The sequence below is a fragment of the Streptomyces phaeofaciens genome, assembly GCF_014648915.1.
GTDB classification, from domain to species: Bacteria; Actinomycetota; Actinomycetes; order Streptomycetales; family Streptomycetaceae; genus Streptomyces; species Streptomyces phaeofaciens.
Window position 1 is genome coordinate 254,202 of record NZ_BMSA01000011.1, and the last position, 19,022, is coordinate 273,223.

Annotated in this window: 22 protein-coding genes and 3 pseudogenes; 15 read left to right on the top strand and 10 right to left on the bottom strand. The window is 70.6% G+C overall.

What is annotated here, in order from left to right:
- The first annotated feature begins 39 nt into the window (after positions 1–39).
- The 3 genes and pseudogenes from IE275_RS20445 to IE275_RS20450 all read left to right on the top strand — a co-directional run.
- On the top strand, positions 40–618 hold the full coding sequence (locus IE275_RS20445; RefSeq protein ID WP_189712776.1) for a hypothetical protein: 579 nt from the start codon (positions 40–42) through the stop codon (positions 616–618).
- Between the two features lie 73 nt (positions 619–691).
- Positions 692–793 (top strand): annotated as a pseudogene (locus IE275_RS46825) (DNA cytosine methyltransferase); the annotation flags it as partial.
- Positions 794–914: 121 nt separating this feature from the next.
- A pseudogene (locus tag IE275_RS20450) lies at positions 915–1,817 on the top strand (DNA cytosine methyltransferase); the annotation flags it as partial.
- Between the two features lie 194 nt (positions 1,818–2,011).
- Here the strand turns inward: IE275_RS20450 and IE275_RS20455 are convergent.
- Complete coding sequence (locus IE275_RS20455) at positions 2,012–2,788, bottom strand: hypothetical protein (RefSeq protein WP_189712777.1); 777 nt, start codon at positions 2,786–2,788, stop codon at positions 2,012–2,014.
- A gap of 165 nt (positions 2,789–2,953) precedes the next feature.
- Entirely contained in the window at positions 2,954–3,625 is a 672-nt protein-coding gene (locus IE275_RS20460; RefSeq protein WP_189712778.1) for a uracil-DNA glycosylase, read from the bottom strand.
- Between the two features lie 236 nt (positions 3,626–3,861).
- Here IE275_RS20460 and IE275_RS20465 point away from each other — a divergent pair, with 236 nt between their 5' ends.
- The 8 genes from IE275_RS20465 (at position 3,862) to IE275_RS20500 (ending at position 9,684) form a co-directional block, all read left to right on the top strand.
- A complete protein-coding gene (locus IE275_RS20465; protein ID WP_189712779.1) occupies positions 3,862–4,473 on the top strand; it encodes a DUF4913 domain-containing protein in 612 nt (203 codons plus the stop codon).
- Entirely contained in the window at positions 4,470–5,246 is a 777-nt protein-coding gene (locus IE275_RS20470) for a glycosyl hydrolase (protein ID WP_189712780.1), read from the top strand. The genes IE275_RS20465 and IE275_RS20470 overlap by 4 nt, the downstream gene beginning before the upstream one ends.
- Entirely contained in the window at positions 5,243–5,719 is a 477-nt protein-coding gene (locus IE275_RS20475; RefSeq protein WP_189712781.1) for a hypothetical protein, read from the top strand. The genes IE275_RS20470 and IE275_RS20475 overlap by 4 nt, the downstream gene beginning before the upstream one ends.
- Positions 5,716–6,384, top strand: coding sequence for a hypothetical protein (locus IE275_RS20480; RefSeq protein ID WP_189712782.1), 669 nt, complete (start codon positions 5,716–5,718; stop codon positions 6,382–6,384). The genes IE275_RS20475 and IE275_RS20480 overlap by 4 nt, the downstream gene beginning before the upstream one ends.
- Entirely contained in the window at positions 6,381–7,205 is an 825-nt protein-coding gene (locus IE275_RS20485) for a large ATP-binding protein (RefSeq protein WP_189712783.1), read from the top strand. Before IE275_RS20480 ends, IE275_RS20485 begins: the two co-directional genes overlap by 4 nt.
- Positions 7,206–7,228: 23 nt before the next feature.
- Entirely contained in the window at positions 7,229–8,071 is an 843-nt protein-coding gene (locus IE275_RS20490) for a winged helix-turn-helix transcriptional regulator (RefSeq protein ID WP_189712784.1), read from the top strand.
- A 119-nt stretch (positions 8,072–8,190) separates the two neighbouring features.
- On the top strand, positions 8,191–9,135 hold the full coding sequence (locus tag IE275_RS20495; RefSeq protein ID WP_189712785.1) for an SPDY domain-containing protein: 945 nt from the start codon (positions 8,191–8,193) through the stop codon (positions 9,133–9,135).
- Positions 9,136–9,195: 60 nt separating this feature from the next.
- Positions 9,196–9,684: a hypothetical protein gene (locus IE275_RS20500; protein WP_189712786.1), complete on the top strand. Its 489-nt coding sequence runs from the start codon at positions 9,196–9,198 to the stop codon at positions 9,682–9,684.
- 4 nt (positions 9,685–9,688) lie between these two features.
- Here the strand turns inward: IE275_RS20500 and IE275_RS20505 are convergent, their stop codons facing one another.
- The gene (locus IE275_RS20505) at positions 9,689–9,955 is read right to left on the bottom strand and encodes a hypothetical protein (protein WP_189712787.1); all 267 of its coding nucleotides are present in this window, start codon (positions 9,953–9,955) and stop codon (positions 9,689–9,691) included.
- 223 nt (positions 9,956–10,178) lie between these two features.
- Between IE275_RS20505 and IE275_RS20510 the strand changes: the two genes are divergently transcribed.
- The 3 genes from IE275_RS20510 (at position 10,179) to IE275_RS20520 (ending at position 11,269) form a co-directional block, all read left to right on the top strand.
- Positions 10,179–10,526, top strand: a complete 348-nt coding sequence (locus tag IE275_RS20510; RefSeq protein ID WP_189712788.1) for an SPDY domain-containing protein — start codon at positions 10,179–10,181, stop codon at positions 10,524–10,526.
- Positions 10,527–10,652: 126 nt separating this feature from the next.
- A complete protein-coding gene (locus IE275_RS20515; RefSeq protein ID WP_189712789.1) occupies positions 10,653–10,865 on the top strand; it encodes a hypothetical protein in 213 nt (70 codons plus the stop codon).
- A gap of 74 nt (positions 10,866–10,939) precedes the next feature.
- Entirely contained in the window at positions 10,940–11,269 is a 330-nt protein-coding gene (locus IE275_RS20520; RefSeq protein ID WP_189712790.1) for an esterase, read from the top strand.
- Positions 11,270–11,406: 137 nt separating this feature from the next.
- Here IE275_RS20520 and IE275_RS20525 read toward each other — a convergent pair whose 3' ends face one another.
- Both IE275_RS20525 and IE275_RS20530 read right to left on the bottom strand, forming a co-directional pair.
- Positions 11,407–12,075, bottom strand: a complete 669-nt coding sequence (locus IE275_RS20525; RefSeq protein ID WP_189712791.1) for a hypothetical protein — start codon at positions 12,073–12,075, stop codon at positions 11,407–11,409.
- Between the two features lie 98 nt (positions 12,076–12,173).
- On the bottom strand, positions 12,174–13,004 hold the full coding sequence (locus tag IE275_RS20530; RefSeq protein WP_189712792.1) for a hypothetical protein: 831 nt from the start codon (positions 13,002–13,004) through the stop codon (positions 12,174–12,176).
- 341 nt (positions 13,005–13,345) lie between these two features.
- On the opposite strand from IE275_RS20530, the gene IE275_RS20535 reads away from it, so the two are divergent.
- Positions 13,346–15,115 carry a hypothetical protein gene (locus IE275_RS20535; protein ID WP_189712793.1) on the top strand — a complete coding sequence of 590 codons (1,770 nt, stop codon included), beginning with the start codon at positions 13,346–13,348 and terminating at the stop codon, positions 15,113–15,115.
- 160 nt (positions 15,116–15,275) lie between these two features.
- Here IE275_RS20535 and IE275_RS20540 read toward each other — a convergent pair whose 3' ends face one another.
- From IE275_RS20540 to IE275_RS20560, 5 genes and pseudogenes are all read right to left on the bottom strand, one after another.
- Entirely contained in the window at positions 15,276–15,680 is a 405-nt protein-coding gene (locus IE275_RS20540) for a hypothetical protein (RefSeq protein WP_189712794.1), read from the bottom strand.
- A 107-nt stretch (positions 15,681–15,787) separates the two neighbouring features.
- Positions 15,788–17,557, bottom strand: coding sequence for a relaxase/mobilization nuclease domain-containing protein (locus tag IE275_RS20545; RefSeq protein WP_189712795.1), 1,770 nt, complete (start codon positions 17,555–17,557; stop codon positions 15,788–15,790).
- On the bottom strand, positions 17,557–18,216 hold the full coding sequence (locus IE275_RS20550; RefSeq protein ID WP_189712796.1) for a plasmid mobilization protein: 660 nt from the start codon (positions 18,214–18,216) through the stop codon (positions 17,557–17,559). Before IE275_RS20550 ends, IE275_RS20545 begins: the two co-directional genes overlap by 1 nt.
- The gene (locus IE275_RS20555; protein ID WP_189712797.1) at positions 18,213–18,437 is read right to left on the bottom strand and encodes a hypothetical protein; all 225 of its coding nucleotides are present in this window, start codon (positions 18,435–18,437) and stop codon (positions 18,213–18,215) included. The genes IE275_RS20550 and IE275_RS20555 overlap by 4 nt, the downstream gene beginning before the upstream one ends.
- A gap of 91 nt (positions 18,438–18,528) precedes the next feature.
- Positions 18,529–19,022, bottom strand: a pseudogene (locus IE275_RS20560) (hypothetical protein); the annotation flags it as partial.

A 19,022-nucleotide genomic window follows, 5' to 3' on the forward strand; every position in this document is an offset into this window, starting at 1 on the left:
TACCGGTCCTCCCTCACGTCTTCCTCTCCGGAGTTCACCTTGACCGACGCCTCCGTCTCCAACGCCTTGGCCCTCCGTGCCTCGGCACTGGGCTTCGACGCCCTGCGAGACAACCTCCCGTCCACCGACCCCCATCACCCCTCACCCGACGCCGTCACCGTCGCCCGCCGCCTCACGGAACTCAGCGCGCTGATCACCGACCTGGCCGACGAGGTGCTCCTGCGGTCCGCCGAGCACGGCCTCGAAGGACGCTCCGCCTCTGCCACCGTGGGCTTCGCCGCCGCCATCCGGCCCGCGTGCGAAGCGGCGTCCGCTCTCGGGGCCGTAGCCCTCCGGCTCTCCGTCCTGGACCAGGAAGAGCACCTTCACGGCCCGCTCGGAGCCAAGGACAGGCGCGCGGCGGGGCCGCTCCTCGACAGCGCACTCGGCATCGCGAGGGGGTCTCTGCGTGAGACCGCCGAGTCCCTGCGCGTCGCGGCGGCGACGGTCTCCCTTCCGTCCCTGCGTACCCAGGCCGCTCTCCTCCGGTCCGTGGCAGCGGCGTCTCCTCCTCGCTCCCTTCCTCCCGCTGCCGTCTCGGCGGCGGCTCCTCAAAACCTGATGACACGAGGTCGGTGACGTGGCCATCACCGTCTCCCGTCCTCCGCTGATCGGGTCGCTCTGCTCCGGGTACGGCGGCCTCGACCTGGGGGTGCAGGCCGCTCTCGGCGGCACCCTGGCCTGGCACGCGGAGGTCGATCCGAACGCCTCGCGCATCCTGGCCCGCCACTGGCCCGGCGTCCCCAACCTGGGCGACATCACGACCGTCGACTGGTCCGCCGTCCCCCGGGTGTGCGTCCTGACGGCCGGCTTCCCCTGTCAAAGACGTCTCGGTCGCCGGCCGCCGGGCCGGACTCAACTCCCACACCCGTTCCGGGCTGTGGCTGCACGTCGCCCGTGCGGTCGAGGCCCTCCGACCCTGCCTGGTAGTGATCGAGAATGTGCGCGGCCTCCTCACCTCCCCCGCCGGCTCCCCTGGCGACGTGGAACCCTGCCCGTGGTGTCTGGGAGACACCACAGGTCAGCCTCCTCTGCGGGCACTCGGTGCCGTACTCGGATCCCTGGCCGACCTCCGGTACGACGCGAAATGGCTCGTGCTTCGCGCCTCCGACGTCGGAGCCCCGCACCGGCGCGAGCGGACCTTCCTGGCGGCCTGGCCTGCCGGAGACCCTGCTCAAGACGCCGACCAGCAACATCGGGAAGAACGGCGGCTCGCAGCACCCGGCCAAGAGGAAGAGCGGGGGCCACGGGCCGAACCTGGCCGACGAGGTCGAGTGGCTCCTGCCGACCCCGAAGGCGTCGGACGGCATCAAGGGCTCGCCCAACCAGCGGCACGGCAACGGGGACATGACCCTGCCCAGTGCGGCGGCTTCGCTCTCCCCCGCCCGGCGGATGACCGGCACGGGCCGTCGATCCGACAAGGAACGGCGCCCGCCCATGCCGACGGTGTTCCTGCCGCTGTGGGCGGAGCCGAGCCCGGAAGCCGGGGAGACGAGCGGCGATGGGGACCGTACGCAGCCGCCATCACCCGATGGGAGAGGCTCACCCGTCCCGCGCCGGCGCCCACCGACGCGGCTGGTCGGCTGCACGCCGAATTCGTCGAGTGGATGCAGGGCCTTCCCAGCGGCTGGGTCACCGCCACCCCGGGACTCGGACGTCCGGCGCAGCTCACCGCGCTTGGCAACGGCGTCGTTCCCCAGCAGGCGGCACGGGCCCTGCAGCTGCTGGCGCCGCCGTTCCCACGCTGCCCACGCTGCACGGGCGATGGGGCCTGTTGAATCCCCCGCTCAATGACTGTTCTTGTCCGGTGTGCCAACGGTTGCTGTCGGCATCGATGAAGACGGGAGCGCGCACGCAGCACAGAGCACCAGACATTTCCGGCACCGTGGCGGACATGAGACTGGCCTCATCGATGCCCAGCAACCCGACGCGGGGCACCTGGCTGCGCAGGCAGACACGTCCCGGCGACCGCCTACCGAATCACCTGGCACACCCTGTTGTCGTCCATCACCTCGTACACATCGATGCGCAGCAGCTCGCGGACATGGAGCGGGACTCGTTCGGCAGCCTTGACTGACGACGAGGGCACGACGAGCGCATAGCGTATGTGAGGGTCCTGGCTCGTCATGCGGCGCAGCAGCTGGCCGTAGGCGATGTCGGCGTCGATGCCCTTCTCGCTGGTGCGGCCTTTGGCTTCGCAGATCAGCCGCTCGTGGTCGCGTACGGCCTCCAGGTCGGTCCAGCGGTCCGTGGGGTCGACCGGGGTCCAGCCCTCGGCGAACAGCCACGTGCGGAAGGCGTCGGTGACGCGGTCCTCGTCGCTGTCGCGGGCCAGGATCTTCCGCAGCGCCTCCAGGTCGGCCTTCTCGTTGCGGCGCAGCCGTCCGCGGCTGTCCGCGTCGAGGTCGGCCGGGCGGACGACTATCAGCCGTAGCCCGTGTGCGGGGATCTCCGTGTCACGTCGGGCGTCGTATAGGGCCCGCTGCTCGCCCCGGTGGACGCCGCTCACGGTCAGCCGGTCCGGCTTGTCGAAGTGAGGCATCGGCTGGTCGTGCTGCAGTTCGCGGTACTCGACAACGAGCTCGTGACCGGGCCAGTAGGCGTCGACGGGCAGCTTGACCCGGCGGCCGTTGGTTCCAGGATCTCCCAGCAGCCAGTCGAACTTGTGCTGCGTCAAGGCGCTCTCGTGGAGGATCCGGTTGCACAGATCGACGACGTACGCCTCGTCACTATCATCTCTCGTTCCCATGACCGGGCATCCTGCCACCCCCGACTGACAACTGCCCCCAGGCCAGCGAGCCTCACCTCACGGACCGCACCCAGCGCCAGAGCACCGCGCCCGGGCAGGGGAAACCGACGTCCCCGCCCAGGGCTCGCGCGCCCCGTGAGCGTTCACGGGTTGCGCCGTTCGGTCTCAGGCGGAACGCAGCAGATCAGCCGCCTGACGCAACGTGTCCAGGATCTCCTGGCGGGCCGCAGGCCGGGAGGCGAACACCCGCGGACTTGGGTGCCATGTGGCAAGAGTGTGGACCTTGGGCGCGTACTGCTCCTGATAGGCAGCCCAGCCGGCTTGCGCCTTGCGCCCCATCAGGACGACCACCTCCAGCGCGGGAAACATCGAGATCACCTCATGCAGGAACGGCGCCGCGCGCTGTATCTCCGTCCGCCCGGGTGCGGCGATCCGGTCCGCGGTGCCCAGGTACCACGGCACGACGTTCCAGTGCACAGACAGCTCATAGGGCAGACCCGCCTCGTCTCGCAGCGTCCAGCAGTTCTGCGCGGTCGGATCGTCGTTGTCGATGGAGATGATGCCGCTGCCCGTACGGCGCAGGGCAGCTTCCGCCCCCATGGACTTCTGGCCGGGCGCCTCCAGAAGGAACAAGCTGCGCGCTTCAACGCCCCCAGACGCGGGATCGAACCACGGCACGGACTCGCCGTCCCCGAGACGTTCGCGCAGATTCTCCACCCAGTCGTTCAAAGGACGTACGGCAGGTACGGTCCGCACAGCCTCCAGCCGTGCCTGCAGGGCTTCGGGATCGCGCAGAGCCCGAGGAGCCGTGGAACGAAGATGATCGCGTGACGTCATGGACCGCAGTGTGCCAGGCCCATCTGACATCAGTAGCCGGCCTCCAAACACCCCACCTGTCCCTCCCCCATCCGAAACCGGATCAAGCGCGGAAGGGAAACAGCTCCGGCCGTTTTCAAAATGCCTCACCAGCGGCCGAATAGTAGCGCTCTACCGGGATTTTCCGGCCGGGCCAAACCGCGGTTTCTCCGGATCCTGTCGGGCATGTCGCCGTCTCACAGATGGAGCACGCCCCGATGTCCGACACAAACCCGACCGCCTCCACCCCCGGCCCCGTGCCGTTCCGGGTCTCCGACGAAGACCTCGACGACCTCGCCAGCGCCCTCGCCCAGACCATCGCGGAGGTCAAGCGGCACGGCGTCATCCTCGACCGCCTCGGCTCCGAACCCGACCCCGTGCCTCCTGCCGACCAGCAGGAGGACGGGGCTGCGGAAGCCGAGGCGGACGACCCGGAACAGACCGACGGCCCTGCCTCAGTGTTCATCGTCGCCCTGGGCGGCGAGGCGTACGCCGTCGAACTCGCCGCCCTCAGCAACTGGGTGAACCACCTCCTCCTGCCGGTGTACGGCCGGGAGATCAGCACAACGCGCCCGTGGTGCGCGCAGTGGCACGACCACCCCGAGGCCGTCGCCCGCCTCCACGCGCTCTGGCTCGCATGGCAGCAGCTCACCGACAAGCAGGCCGGTCTGGCAGGCCCCTCCACGTGGCACCGCGACCACCTGGACCAGGCCCTGGTGCACCTGCGCGCCCCGGACGGTCCGTTCGCCGCGTGCACGACGAGCCCGACCCGGCCCAACCACCGGGTCCTGTCCACTCCCGCCCCCGAGTACGCGGAGGTGGCGGCGTGAACGACGACTTCGACTTCGACTTCGATCTCGACGAACTCGCCCCCGCCGATCCCGCCTCCGCGGACGCAGTGGAGCGGTTCTGGTCCGGCGACCTGAGGGCGCTGTCCCAGCACCACACCACGCCCAACGGCTCCCACAGCTTCGTCGTCGCCCACGATCAGTCCGTTACCTGGGGAGTGCCCGGCAAGCCACAGATCATGGCGATCGCGGTCGCGCGAGACCTGAGCCGGTTCACGTTCACCCTGGAAACGAGCTACCACGCCACGGTGTCCTTCGCCCAGGCGTGGCTGGTCGAGCGCGGCTGCCCGCCCGAGAAGATCGCCAAGATCCGCGACGGCCTCCTGGAGCCCGCCGACGATCTCACTCTCCAGGTCGAGCGACAGATCCGGGGATCGGGCACCCGGTACGAGGTCCTCGACACCCACACCTCTGACTTCGACCCGAGCGAGACGTGGACACTGACCCGGGACACCCAGCCTTCCGAGGCGCCGATCCGGGTCTTCCACGAAATGTGGGACCACGCCGACGGCACATACACGATGCGCGAGGGCGCGTTCGCAGACGAGGACGCCGCCCACGCCTGGCTGGACGACCGAGACGGCCCGCTGCCCGAGCCACCGGAGTACCGCTACGCCGACGGCGCCGTACTCCGGGCCCGCGCCGCCCTCTCCCGGTCGGCCGACACCCCCGCGATACCGAAGGCCGGCGTCGACGCCCCCCGCACACCGCCAGCCGCACCAGGCCGCCACCCGGCCCAAGGACGGCTGCTGTGAGCCGTGCCCGCTTCGCCTTCGCCGCGCACCCCGACGCCATCGCGGACCTGCGGGAACTCCCGGACAACATCCGCGACCTGGCACTGCTGGAACTGCAGAACCTGGTCCACGGAAGCGACGACTGCCTGCCGTTGAAGGGCCGCCTCGCCGGCTACCACAAGGTCTACGTCGACCCGTCCGTGTCCTACCGCCTGGTCATCCAGTTCCGCCCGGCCCCTCCGGCCTCGAACCACAAGCGCGAGATCTACCTGGTCGCCGCCGGGAGCCGGAAGGACTACGCGGTCTACCGCACGGCCCACCTGCGCACCGCCCCGACGCAGGACACCGCGGCGGCCTCCGCCGCCGAGGCCCGCGTCCAGGCCGCCCGGTACCGCTCCTCCCTCACCGCCGGCCGCCCGCCGGCCACCCCGGCAACTCCCGTCCCGGCGGTCCCCACCACGGCCGCCGCCTCCCGAAAGGCCCCCTCGCGATGACCGACGACCGCGCTCTCCTGTCCCGTAACGAACTCGCGGGCCTTCTCACCGAGGCCGCGCAGAGCGTCTCGGGCATCGTGACCGCCGAGTACCCGACGGCCGCCAGCCGCTCCTACCTGCACCCCGTGCTGGGCCCGCTGTCCGCCGGACCCCGGGTGGTCGGTGAGCTGAACGACCGGCTCGAAGGGCTGGTGGCCGCCGTGCCCCGCCCGGCCACGCCGGCGGGACTGTTCACCCTTGCCTCCTACGCCGCCGCGCTGGGCTGGCTCACCGAGTCCTTCACCGAGCTGACCGCCTCGGTCGACCAGATCTGCACCCGCGTGGGCATCCCCTCCGAGCCCCGGGACCCGGCCTTCGCCGCGTCCGGCGACGCCGGCCGGGACGGCGAGTTCGATCTCGCGTTCAACGCGCTGGAGCTGGCGGCGATCCGGACCGCCGCCGAGGCCGCCGGCCTCTCACCGAACGACTACGTCGAGGTCCTCTCCCAGTCGCTGCTCGCCGCCTCCCGGATCACCGACGCCTGCATGGAGATCTCCAGCGGCCTGCTCGAAGACGCCGCGTACGTCCTGGACGAGGCGAGCGACCACGTCCGGACCGACGACGGACCGAACAACCTGCCCACCCTGGTCCGTTCCCTGCTCGCCCGGATGGAGACGGCCCGGTGAACCCCTACGACCCGAACGAGGAGCCCGGTCTCCACCTCGTCGCCGAGACGCTCGGCGTCTCGGAAGTCACCACGCTCAACACCACGTACCGCCCCGGCAGTCCGCTGTACCGGGCTGCGACAGGGGTGATCGGGGCCGCGTGCGAACTTGATGCGCGGCACGACCAGGTGACGGGCGCCGCCAAGGACGCGCTCCGGCTGCTCGGACCCGTCGGGGACGGCGAGCTCGGCGGTGCACGCGTCTCGTACGCGATCCTGCGGAGTTCGATCCCGAAGCTCGGAGACCTCATCGCTCAGCAGGATCGGGCCTACGACCGTCTCGTCGAGGCCGTCTCCGCGTACCGGCGTCTTCTGCCCGAGGCCGGCACCGAGCGCTCGACGGTGAAGGCCCGCGAGGCGGACCAGGAGCAGGATGCCAACCGGGACGACGACTGGGCCATCGCGGGTGATCGCCGGCTCAGGGCTCTCGAAGCCGCCGAGGCCGGCGGCCTCCGATTCCACGAGAGCGCGCTCTACGGCTACGCCTACCTCTCGGACAGCCGACGTCCGGGCACCGCTCCTCAGGTCTGGCCCGAGACCGTTCAGCGGCTGGTCGCTGACGGACTGCTGCACCAGGACACCAGCGAGAGCCTGTACCGGCCCGGACAACTCCTCTCACTCACTCCGCGAGGCGAAGTCGCCCTGCGGGAAGCGCGTACGGCGGCACCGCGCGTGAACGCCGCCCTCATCCGCAGCAGCCCTCCGGCCGGCCCCGGTCTCGTCGCCGACTCGACCGCCGCGCCCGTCGCCGGGACGGCCAACACGGCCTCCCGCTCTCGCTGACTCCATCCCGACAGGACGCTTCCATGCCCACTCCTGCTCAGCCCCCCACCTTCTCCTTCGAATCGATCGACGCGCAGCACGTCGAGGACGCACTCGCCCGGATGGGGCCGAATTGGACCACCTGGATGGTGATGACCCTGGCCCAGGAGCGCAGCCCCCTGCGTGTACGGGATGCCGCCGCCCGGCTCCCCTTCATCAGCGAGCAGTACGTCGGCAGGCGGCTGGCCACGATGCACTCCGACGGACTGGTCGTCCGGGCCGACGAACGTCGTGGAGCCCCGTACCGGCTCAGCGCGCTCGGCGAGTCCCTGACGCCGGTCTACCGCACGCTGGCCGACTGGTCCCGCGCCTACCTGTCACCCGGCGCGATGGCCGAAGCCGAGCGCGTCGAGGACGCCGTGCAGCGCCTGCGGCTGCGGCACACCACCGCCATGGTCCAGGCTCTCGACGTGCACGGCCCGATGCGGTTCGTCCACGTCGCCGAGCAGACCGGCCTGGACTACAGCCACACCCAGCAGCGCCTGCTCCGGCTCCAGGCCGACGGCCTGGTCACCCGCACGGACCCGCGCCACGGCGCCCCCTACGTCCTGACCGACGCAGGCCGGGCACTGGGCCCCGTCTACGCGGTCGTCGGCCACTGGAGCGCTGCCCTGCCCACGCGATGGGCCCCGCCGTCTCCCGCCCCCATCGCAGCAGCCCAGCGAACCCACCCCGGCGTCCCGTTGGGGGCGGACGGTGCCCGGACCGCAGCGGCCCTGCGCCGGAGCACCGCTGTGCCGGCCTCCCTGTTCAGCCACGCCCCCCAGCCGCAACCGCGGGTGCCGTCCTACGTGACCGCCCAGTCCACTCCGGGGCGGTCACGGTGAGCCGGGTGGTGCCGAGAACCGCGGCGCCCCTCCGTCGACACGGCGTCCGCGCGCTCCTGCCGTCCAACTCGCTGCGCGCGCGGGCCCTCCCTCCTCCCTCCGCGCCTGGAGCTTCGACCATGTCCCCCTTTTCCGACCCGTCCCGCTATGAAGAGGTACTGGTCAGTCCCCTGTACCTTGCCGGCTCCAACGGGGCCGGTGACGCCGGCTTCGCCCCCGTGGCCCACTGGCCGCACCGTTACCTCGACGACGGCCCCTGCCAGCTCCTCGTCACCTCGCCCGACCAGCGGATCCGGATCGGCTGGTTCGGCGACGACTTCGAGCTGTGGAGGATCACCGCAGCCGAGGAGGCGGTCGCCCCGCCCCGCTGGACGGCCACTTTCAACCACGTCACCCCGGCCGAGATCGTCGCCGGCCTCACCACTGCCCTGGCCCAGGACTACGCCGCGTCCGACCCGTACGAGAACGACGGGCGCTTCCTGGCGGACCCGTCTGTCTACTGGACCGATTCCTTCCAGCCACTCCTCGACGCCGGCTGGCGCCGCGAGCCGGCCATGCACGGCACTGTCAACGTCAGGTCTCCCGACGGACAAGCAGGCGCCCTGTTGCGAAGCCGCCATCCCCGTTGGAACAACGAGAACGAGACCGTCACTTTTTGGGCTGGCCCCCGGGGCTGGGGCACGCGGGCAGAGGCGGTGTTCTCGTCCCGTACTCCGGCCCACCTGATCGCCGCGACGGCGGCCGTCATGGCGGAGTCGGTCCCGGTGATCCGTGAACGGCACATGATCCATCGCGAGGTGGAGCACCTGGTCACCCTGACCCCGGTCGCCCCGGCCACAGCTCCCCGGGGCTCTCGCGCGCCGACCCCGCTCGACGTACGACGTACCGCCGTCACCGAGGCCGTACGCCGTGCCGCACGCGCCCCGAATACTCCGGCCGACCTCCGCGTGATGGCGGCCCGGAGCCGCACCACATCCTCGGCCCAGAAGCGATCACCCACCCTCGCGCCCGCCGCCACAGCCCGGGCACCGGTCGCTTCGTCGGCGCGCCGACCCAGCCGCTGACCCCCGGCCCTGATCTTTCCGAACGTCCCCTCCGCCCCTCCGGACACCAGGAGTTGCCTTATGCCCGGCACCACTGCGTTCGACCAGGCCACCTCCATGATCGAGAAAGCCTGGGCTCAGCCCATCGAAGTCCTGAAAGCCCTCTCGACCCGCCAACCCTGTGCCGACCCGCTCCTGCGCTCGGCCCTGCATACCCGTGCGACCCTGGCCGTCACCGACGAAGCGGCAGCCGCTCACAAGGGCCTTTTGCAGACCCTGACCCGGCCCGGGTACGTGCCGGCGCACTACGAGCTGGACCGAATCGTCAGCCTGGCCGCCGGCTATCGCGTCGCGCGCGCGGAAAGCGGCGCGCGCCTACAGGCGATCCGGCGCCTGGTCGAGGCACGTGAAGCCTCCTCGACGGCGGACCGTGGCCCGGCGGCGAGCCTGTCCCGGGCCGCCATCGCCCGATCGGGACTCGCCCCGCACGCCCCGGGCCGGCTGCCCGACCAGCCCGTTCCTGCGGCTGCCGTCGGGCCGTCGGCGCCCGCCTCGGGGCCGCGTCGCTGACCGGTCAGGCGAGGTCCTCGTCGCGGTCGGAGTCCTCGGTACGGACGCCCACCGCGCGGGCCAACTCCTCCACCGTCAGCTCGACGCGCCGGCCGTCCGCGACCCGGTGCTCCACCACCATCTCCTCGTCCGGCCACCGGTCGGACTGCGCTCCGACGCTCCACTGACCGTCGGCGACCATCGCGATGTCGCCGACGGTCCACGGCCGCCCGGCGGCGCGGATCTTGCGCTCCAGCCCGGCCCCGTCCCAGTGTCTGCTCGGCTCCGTCATCCCTGCTCCCCCTCCGGTCCTGTACGGCTCGCTGCCGTAGCCCGGTTACGACAACTCCGGCCGCCATTCCATTCCCGCGCCGCCGACGTCCTGGACTGCTGCCCGTGGCCAGTTCGCCCACGGCAGACGGGTCACTCCCTGAAACGACTACGGACTTCGGCACACCCCATGTCAACGTACGGGTGTCGGAAAAACCGCAGGTCAACGAAGGGATCGTCCAACCGTGAACGTCTCTGTCACCCTCCTGCCCTCTGTCGTCCGCCCCTCCGTGGAAGACCGCCACTGGCTCTCCTCGGACCACTGCGCCACCCCGGTCCTCGAACTCCTCCACGGCCTCGACTGGGTGGTCGTCGAAACCCCGGAGGCCAACGTCCACGCGACGAGCCCGGACGGTCGCGTCTACGTCGGCTGGCTCCCCGAGGACCCCGCCGCCTGGACGCGCGACATCGTCTGGCGCGTCCAGGTGCTGCCCACCGAAGGCGACGCGTGGACCCAGGAGTTCGGCACCCATACCCCCGCCGAAGCGGTAGCCGGATTCATCGCCGCCCTCGTCGCCCACTCCACCCGCTGAACCGGTGGTCGGGGCGGGCCCTCGCCAGCCACACCCAGGGGCCGAAAGGTCCCCCGGGACCTGCTCTGTCTCGGCGCCTCCTGATGCTCCCGACCCGTACGCCCTCACCTCTCCCGGAGGCTTCCCGTGCCCCAATACATGACCGTCGGCCACCTGCTCCGCCAGCTCCAGGACCTCGACCCCACCCTTCCGATCCGCCTCGCCGTCAACCCAGACTGGCCCTTCACCCACTACCTGGCGGCCGAGGTCGTCGTCCGGGACGGCAAGGCGTTCATCGCCGACGACGGCCAAGAGGGCTACCTCCCCCCATCGGTCAGCGACGCCCTCGTCTGGTCCTAGCCCCTCTTCCCTGCACCCCGGCGGCTTCCATCCCGCCGCACATACACCCGCTGCACGGCCTCGCCGTACGCCCCATGCCGGGCGGTGTCCGCGGCGCGCTCGTTCAGCGCGTCTCTCCACGGTACGACGGCCCTCTCGACGTCAGCTGGCTCCCCGTTGATGCCCAGAAGCTCCCCCTCGGCCGTATCCGCCTCCACTGGGAGCCCGCTCCCCGCGCCGGCTGGAACGTCAACGCCCGCCTGGGCCTAGCCACCACCGAGGTACACCTCGCCTCCTGGCCGTCCGCCCCGGACGACTGGCCGCGCCTGGTCCGCCCGACCCTCCACGAGGTGACCGGCCTCTGCGCCGCTCTCGCGTTCGCGACCGAAGCCCTCGACCTCTCGAACCGCCTCGCCGAGGTCTGACCGAGCACCGCAGAAGGCCGCCTCTCGCCGACCTGGCTGGGGTGTCAACGTCCTGGCACCCAGTTCGGCGCCCCCAGGTCTGGTGCGGCTGTGGTGGTGAGAAGGCTGGTGCGGCAGCCCCGGGGGTACCGCGGGTGTCAGTGGGCTTCGGGCATCTTCAGCTCGACGGCCATCCAGGTCCAGGTGACCCGGTCGATAATGCTGTTGTCCTCGGCCAGGACGTTCCAGGGATCCATCCAGCTTCCCCCAGCGTGGTTGCGAGCCTGACAGGAGCAGGTGCACCGCCAGCCCTGGGCGCGCTGGCACTGCCAGTAGCACTTTTCGTGCTCGTTGTACTCGCGGCCGATCGACAGGTTCGGGTAACGCCGAAGAAGCTCGTCTGCGAGGTCGATGAAGTGGACGTCGGCCATAGTCCAGCAAGCATGCTCCGATTCCCACCTGGGGCGGACCTGCTTGCCGAGTAGATCCTGGATCTTCTCTTCGTGGAACGCCTTATTGGTCTCGGGGAACCAGTAGGCCATGCGGCGGCGGGCAAAGAGGGCGATGGTGGGGTAGGTTTCGCCGTCCCAGCGCGGAAACCAGACGGGCATGGCCATGGGTGTGAGAGATCCGCTCAGCTCGCGGGCGAGCCTCACCTGCTTGGCCTCGCGGGCGCGGAGGATTTCGCTGGCTGTCAGGCCCGATGCCCAGCAGTTCTCCGTCTGGCCGGACGGGGTGTGGATGTACATCTTCTTCCAGTTGGGCGAGATGAGCGTTCTCTCGCCGCAGATGGGGCAGGTGGTGCCCTGTGCGCCGGACTGGCCCATGGGATGCCTCCTTCAGGTATCGGGTACGACGGTGGCGCCGGTCTCCTCCTTCAGCCCCCGCGCTGCTCCCGCCCGCAGCGGCTCCTCTTGCTCTGCGGTCACCCGCTCCGCTCGACTCGGTCCTTGGCCCACCACAGGAACGCGGCCGAGTGCTGCTGGTTGGCGAAGCCTTCTCCGACGAGGGTGCGGAGGAGATCATTGCTCCAGAGAATGAGGCGCCCACGGGTCCAGCTCACCGACTCGGGGGCCGGAAGCTCCAAGCCGTAGACCAGCCGCGCGATCTCGCGCTTGCCACCCGCATCCGTCATGTACTTGAGGATCGTGAGGAATCGCTCGGGGTACACCACGCACAGGACCCTTGTCAGGAGCGCTTCCTTGAAGCCGGTCATGGCGAAGGGCTTCGATCCGTCGAGCAGTTGCTGGAGCCGGTCCTCCAAGGGCACCTCGCCGGGCCCGTGCAGGAGGTATCCGATCGTTGAGCGGGTCGCCTCGGCTGCCGCCGCATCACCCATGTCGTTCCACGCGGAATTGAACGTGGCCTGGTTCCCGGGCCGCGCGCCGATCTCGGAGTTGGCGAAGTCCTTGAGCACCTGCGGGTTGCACGTCCGCAGTCCGTCGGGGGCGAATACCTCCTGGTACTTGGCCCAGTAGGCGGCTACTCGCGAGTCGAGGTCCGGCTTGACCGCGAGGTACTGCGCCTTCAACCGGGCCACGCGCTCCAACCGCTCGGGGTCGACGTCCTCAGGTTTCGGGAACCGTGCCTTGAGCGCCTCGAAGGAGCGGGGCGTCTGCTTCTGCGGGGACGGGAGCCCGCCGTGCTCCCACTCGAAGCCGCACCGGTGTCGGACCACCCGGCGTCCGCCGTCGAGCGTCGCGCGCACCTCGATGTCCTCGTCGTCACTGCACAGCGGACACATGGCCATGGACATGGCTACCCCCGGTTCTCCTCGCGCCGCCGCCCGCCCCCCCGAGCCGGCTCGCTCCCCATCGGTTTGAAGGGTGCGGCAACAGGGCCGCATCGACGGTGAGCGTACCCGTCGCCCCCGCATGGTGCTGCCAGGCCGCGTGCGCGGAACGGCGGGGGCGGGCGTTCGCTGCCAGCCCTGCTGGAAATGGTTCCGCGCCGCCAGATGCGCCCGTGCCCGGCAGGTGTCGGTCCGGAATCAACTGGGTGGATTCGGGCCGGACCGCGGGGCGTCGGGCCGTAGGATTCGGCAGTGAGTGCCGACGGTGTCTACCCGTCGCGTGCCCTCGCTGGGGAGGAAACCACATGCAGGACCCTTCGGACTCGATGGAGATAGCCGTTCCGGGGGAGAACGGTCGGAGCGATTCCGCCGACTCGCTCATTGCAGACGGCCCGGTGTCCGACTCGGACGTCGACTCGACGGCGGTGTCGACGGTCCTGGTGGAGGTGCTCCCGGGGGTGGCCGTCGTCGCCGGTGAGGTCCCGCCGGAGCTGAAGCCCGATCTGATCGACTTCGGGATCGTTCCGGCTGCCGACCGCAAGCAGATCTCGGCGGTCCTCGCCTCGATCGGTAACGCGGCGACCTTGGCAGGCAATCTCGGAAACGCGTTCGCCAGCGTGCAGGGGCTCTACAGGATCGGCGACACGGCGCAGGCCCTGCTCAAGAGCGGCGCGACCCTCGCCGCCAAGGACGGCGGGAACCTCGGCGCGGTGATGGTTCCTGGCCGCTTCTTGCATCAGGCTCGCTTCTACTCCGTGAACGCGGTGAGCAAGGCGCAGACCGCGGCCTCGGTCGGGCCGGCGCTGGCCATGGTCGCCCTTCAGATGATGCTGAGTGAGGTCTCGGGCCTCGTCAGGGCCAACCTCGCGGTGACGAGTCAGGTCCTCGCAGACATCCGCAAGGATCAGTGGGCTGAACTGACCGGGCTCGTCGCCGCCATCGATCGCGCGGTCGCCCAGGCGCGGGAGATCGAATCGGTCCCGACGTCCTTGTGGGATGACGTCGCGGGCAGCGGAGCGCTGCTGCAGAAGCAGCTTGAGCTCTACCAGGGGAACGTCCGCGACCACGTCCGGCAGATCGGTCGGGCTGACGCACGCAGCCACCGTGAGTATTTGCAGACGAACGCCGAGGCGATCGCTTTCGACGCCTACGCCCTCCTGTCCTCCCTCAAGGCATGGACCGGGTACCACGCGCTCCGCGCCGCGAGGGCGAGAGCCGCTGGGCGCGAAGACGCCGCCGAGGCGCAGTATGCCGAGGTCATCGCACGCGACACCCGCGCGGAGTTCGACTCCGTCCTCGCCGAGTCGACGAGCCTCGTCGACTCGCTGACGCGGGAGTTGCGGATCACCGTCGAGCTCCCCGGGCCCGACTCATGGCCGCTGCCGGGGAAACGGAAGGACGTGAAGGCTGCCCGTGAAACCTCCGCCCGGCTTCTGGAAGCAATCGCGCCGCTTGCCGACGCTCTCCACCCGCCGACTCCCCCGCTCGAGGCCCCGAGCATCGTCTGCGCCCCCGAATCGCTGACTCTCGAACCGTACCTTCCCATCCTGCGCTGGTTCCTCAAGGACGGTGAGGCCCTGCGCGTCCTCGGCTTCCCCGACCAGCTCGATGCCTTCGGCCCCATCTCCGCGATCTTCAGCGGAGCAAAGGAGAAGTTGGCTGCGGCAAGGGACAAGACCTCGGCAAAGACCCTGGTCGCCGTCACGGATCGCCGCATCATCACAGCCAGGGCGAACGCATTCCTCGAGCAGGGCGAGATCGTTCGAGACATCCCGATCGATCTCGTGCGATACGTACGGGCAGCGACCGCGCAGGACGGAAACGCGCGTCCGGCGATCGATCTCATCACGCGCGACGAAAACATCCGGTGGCTCTTTCAGACCGACGTAGCCGACACCGAAGTGGACGCGCTCGCCGCCGTGCTTGCCGAATCGATGACGATCCCGGACGTGGAACGCAATGAGTTTCAGCGGCGCCGCTACGCCCTCCCCCAGGCGGGCGGAAAGAACGAGAACGCCAGCACCAGATCTACGGAACCGGCTGGTTCCGACGCCACAGCCTGTGACAGCGAGTAGAACCGGAGCGGTCGATCGTTTTCGGGGAGCCGGTCACCGCAGCAGAGCGTGGACGGGCTCGCCAGCGTACGAGATTCGACCGAGCAGCCTGGGCCCATACCGAACCGCTCCATGATCCGGGCGATCACGCAGCGAGTTTCACGTGATCGCCCGTCAGGTCCTACGCCAGGTAGGTGCCTGCAAAAGCGCCGTCGAAGCCGAGCGCGGTGAGGGCCTGCTCGACGCTGGGGTAGTTCGTGACGTCCGGGGTGCCGCTCAGAGCGTCGAAGTCGGCGCGGCTGATCTCGGGTTCGAGCCACTGGTCGCCGCACCGGCAGCAGACCCAGACGTTGCGGCCGTGGTTGATGAGCAGCCAGTCGCGTCGGGCCCGGCAGCCCGAGCACATCGCGGGGATGCCGCCGAAGGCCAGCTCCTGCGGGTGGCTGAGGCAGCGGGTCGCGCCGGGGCCGTCGGCCGGCTGAGTCTCGTTCTGGATGTACAGCAGGGGGTCGGTGCCGGCAAGGAGGGCGGGCAGCACGGGTGCCGGCTCGGTGGTGTGGTCGGTGGCTCTGAGCACGAGCGTCATCTCCCGGTCGAGGGCTTGCTGTTTTCAGCCGTAACAGCCGGTGGAACCGCTTGTCCAGGCATTTCGAGGCATCCGGCGGCCAGTGACCGGCTTTCCGGGCGCACTGGTCAGCGGCGCGGCGGGCGACTGCGCGGGGCAGGGACGGCAGGGCGCGGCGCTGCTGCGGATGTGTTCCGTCCGCTGGTGGGGCGGGCCGAGGGCCTGTTCGGCCGGGTGCCAGCCTGCTGGCGATGAGTAGCTTCCCCTGGGTGGGCGGGGAGCTGCGCGATCCGGCGCAGGCGCCAGACCAGGACGTCGTTCACGTCCGCGGCGGTGTCGAGTTCGCGCATGTCGATGGCCCGCTGGAGGAGGACCTCGGGGTCGTGTCCTGCTGCTTCGGCCTGGGCGAGGGTGGCGGCCAAGGCGTCCGTCTGCGTCGAGGCGCCTTCTGTGCGGACGTCCTGTTCCTTCAGGACTGTTCGGATGGTGCTCTCGTACTTCCGCCGGTCGGCCTCGGGCAGGGCGCGGCCTTGGTCGTGGAGTGCTCGCATGGGGGTGTTGGCGGCGAGGCGGTAGGCGGTGCGGAGGTGTTGGGCGGTCTGGCGGGCGGCGTGGGCCTGCTGGGCGTGGCCGTGGGCGGAGTGCCAGCGGGCGGCGGCGAGGGCGACCAGGACGAGGGTGGAGACGAGCATGGCGGTGGTGCCGCCGTCTTCGCCGCGCCCGAGGGCGCCGCCGGCCTGGATGATGCCTCGGGCGGCGAAGCGGATGGCTCGGGTGTCGGCGCGCTCTGCTCGCACGTGGCTGCGGGTCGCACGTTCGAAGGATCGGGCGGCGGCGGCCAGCTCGGCGCGGGTGGCGGCGGGGGAGGTCTGGGCGAGGGCGTCGAGGAGTTCTCCGACGCCGACGAGGTGGGCGGCGGCTTCGTCGTCGTCGCGGTCGAGGAGGACGGCGGCGTGCTCGGCGGTGCCGGTGGCGCTGCGGCGTGCTCGGGCGGGTGGGGGCCAGTCCGGTCGGCCTTCGGCAGCGGGGGGCGCGGCCTGGTCGGTGAGGCCGTCGGCCAGGTGGTGGCGGATCTTCGGGAGGGACAGGTCGGGGGCGAGCTTGGAGCCGGGGTACCAGATCGGGTCGCCGTGGCGGTTGCGGTCGCCGGGAAGGGCTACGTTGTAGCCGAGGGCGTCACCGGACGGTGCGTGGCGCACCTTCACGCGCAGGCCCGCCTCGTGAAGGCGGGTGAAGAACTCCTCTTCGGTGGCGGCTCCGGCAAGGGCTTGGCGGACGGCTTCGCGGAGCGTCTCGCGGGGGGTCTCGAGGCGGCCGGTGCGTTCGGCCTTGAACTTCTCGGCGCTGGTGGGGTTCTTCGCTGCGGTGCCGTCGCCGGCGTTGAGGCGGCGCAGGTCCATCTCCTTCTCGATGCGCCGGCATTCGGCCTGGGCCTTGTTGAAGTCGTAGTTCAGGCGTGGGTTGCGCAGGTCTCCTCGGACCAGGGTGGCGACGATGTGGATGTGGTCTTCCGCGTGGCGGACGGCGATCCACCGGCAGCCGTCGGGATCACCGTCCGGGGCGATGCCCGTGGCGTGGACGATGCGCTGGGCGATGGCGTTCCACTCCTTGTCGGAGAACCGCCGGTCGCCGGGGGCGGTGCGGACCGAGCAGTGCCAGACATGCTTGGCGGGTGCGCGGTCGCCGGCCTGCTTGACCCGCAGGTCGAGGGCTGCGGTGAGGCGGGCGAGGGTGGCCTTCGGGTCGGGGTCGGGGCTGGTGTCGCGGCCGGGGTCGGGGGCGAAGCCGTCCCAGGAGCCCACGAGGTGTGCGTCGGTGTGCTCCTCGCGCCGGCCGGGACCGTAGAGGTAGACGAGGAGGCCGTGGGTGCGGGAGCCGCGTCCGATGTCGGGAACCATCACAGCCGCCTGTTCACCAAGTCGTTCGCCGCGTCGTCGAGGCGTCCGAGGGACCGGGTCAGAACGCTCAGCGCGTGGTCGAGTTCGCCGGGGCGGGGCTGTCCTCCGGCGTTGTGGACGTAGGCGATCTGGTTGATGTTGTTGCCGATCCGGGCCAGGGCGGTACGCAGGGCGGCGAGTTCGTCGATGGCGATGTCGAGTTGTTCGTTGGTGTGCAGGGTGGTCGAACCGCGGGCGGTGGCAAGACCGGCGGCGGCGAGGAATCGGGCGACGGTGATGTTGCGCTGCGCGGCGGCGGCGACGATCTCGGCTTTCTCGTCGTCGGAGAGACGGGTGGTGGTCTTGCGGGTGCGTTCGCTCGGGTTACGGGGGCGGCGGCGCGGTGTGCGGTCGGGGAAGGCGGGCGGGCGCGGCTGCTCGCGGTGGTCGTCGTGGTCGGCTTCTCCTTCGGTTACCGGCGCCCCCTGGTGCCGGTTGCCCGGCTGGTCCCCGTGCGCCCTCGCTCGGGGACCAGCCGGGCTTCCCTCGCCCTCTGGGGCGGGGGCAAGTGCGTGCGACGGGCCGTAGGACCGTCGTACGCGATAGCTTGCTCCGCCAGGAGCCGTCGTGGGGTCACGCTGCTCTCCGGCCGTGGTCGCTGCCGGGTCGTCGGTGGTCACCGGCTCGTCTCGGGGTTCTGCTGCTGGATTTCGCGGACGATTTCCTCGATCCAGTCCATGGCGAGGACCGGGTGGTGGAGGGTCCAAGGGCGGTCGTGCTGCCCGCGCTGCACGATCCAGGTGGTATCGGGGCCGGATTGGGCGTGGTGGAGGTGGCCGCGCTGGTGCAGGACGGTCAGCCAGGACTCAACTTCGGCGGGCGTGGCCGGGTGAGTGCGCATCAGGTGGGCTCCGCTTCTGTTCGGGAGGGGTGTCCGGAGCGGGTGACCGGTCGGGGTGACCGGCTCGGTCACCCGCTCCGTGGAGGTTCGGTCAGGGGCGGGTTGAGGTGACCGGTTGTCCGTGCTGGGCGCGGAGCTGGGCCATCAGGGTGGTCAGGGTGTCGCTGGAGAGCGGGATCTGCTGACCGCGGATCGCCTGGGCGACCACCTTGCGGGTCAGCTTGTCCTGGGTCCTGACCGCCGACCGGGCGATCTTCAGCAGCTCCTCGGTGTCCGGGTCGGGCCGCCGGTCACCAGGTGTCCGGGTGCCCCGGTCAGTGACCGGCGGCTGGGTGACCGGCTGACCGGGATCCGCTGTCTGGCTGTTCTGGTCACGGGTGACCGGGGCAGCGTCTTCGGCGCGGTCAGTGACCGGCCGCGCCGTGTCCGGCTGTCCGGGCAGGTCAGCGGCCTTGTGCCGCTGACCGGAGTGACCGGGATGACCGGTGACCGGCGTCGGACTGTCCGCCGGGGTCGTGTCCCCGGTCAGTGAGGCGCATTCCAGGGGTCGTCGCAACACAGTGATCAACTGGCTGTGGCCAGGAG

What these genes read in the sequence shown, in the direction of transcription:
- IE275_RS20460 (WP_189712778.1), bottom strand. Translation starts at nt 3,625, where the DNA reads ATGACGTCACGCGATCATCTTCGTTCCACGGCTCCTCGGGCTCTGCGC.
- IE275_RS20525 (WP_189712791.1), bottom strand. Translation starts at nt 12,075, where the DNA reads ATGGGCCAGTCCGGCGCACAGGGCACCACCTGCCCCATCTGCGGCGAG.
- IE275_RS20495 (WP_189712785.1), top strand. Translation starts at nt 8,191, where the DNA reads ATGTCCCCCTTTTCCGACCCGTCCCGCTATGAAGAGGTACTGGTCAGT.
- IE275_RS20505 (WP_189712787.1), bottom strand. Translation starts at nt 9,955, where the DNA reads ATGACGGAGCCGAGCAGACACTGGGACGGGGCCGGGCTGGAGCGCAAG.
- IE275_RS20490 (WP_189712784.1), top strand. Translation starts at nt 7,229, where the DNA reads ATGCCCACTCCTGCTCAGCCCCCCACCTTCTCCTTCGAATCGATCGAC.
- IE275_RS20465 (WP_189712779.1), top strand. Translation starts at nt 3,862, where the DNA reads ATGTCCGACACAAACCCGACCGCCTCCACCCCCGGCCCCGTGCCGTTC.
- IE275_RS20535 (WP_189712793.1), top strand. Translation starts at nt 13,346, where the DNA reads ATGCAGGACCCTTCGGACTCGATGGAGATAGCCGTTCCGGGGGAGAAC.
- IE275_RS20555 (WP_189712797.1), bottom strand. Translation starts at nt 18,437, where the DNA reads ATGCGCACTCACCCGGCCACGCCCGCCGAAGTTGAGTCCTGGCTGACC.
- IE275_RS20530 (WP_189712792.1), bottom strand. Translation starts at nt 13,004, where the DNA reads ATGTCCATGGCCATGTGTCCGCTGTGCAGTGACGACGAGGACATCGAG.
- IE275_RS20540 (WP_189712794.1), bottom strand. Translation starts at nt 15,680, where the DNA reads ATGACGCTCGTGCTCAGAGCCACCGACCACACCACCGAGCCGGCACCC.
- IE275_RS20500 (WP_189712786.1), top strand. Translation starts at nt 9,196, where the DNA reads ATGCCCGGCACCACTGCGTTCGACCAGGCCACCTCCATGATCGAGAAA.
- IE275_RS20520 (WP_189712790.1), top strand. Translation starts at nt 10,940, where the DNA reads ATGCCGGGCGGTGTCCGCGGCGCGCTCGTTCAGCGCGTCTCTCCACGG.
- IE275_RS20480 (WP_189712782.1), top strand. Translation starts at nt 5,716, where the DNA reads ATGACCGACGACCGCGCTCTCCTGTCCCGTAACGAACTCGCGGGCCTT.
- IE275_RS20545 (WP_189712795.1), bottom strand. Translation starts at nt 17,557, where the DNA reads ATGGTTCCCGACATCGGACGCGGCTCCCGCACCCACGGCCTCCTCGTC.
- IE275_RS20455 (WP_189712777.1), bottom strand. Translation starts at nt 2,788, where the DNA reads ATGGGAACGAGAGATGATAGTGACGAGGCGTACGTCGTCGATCTGTGC.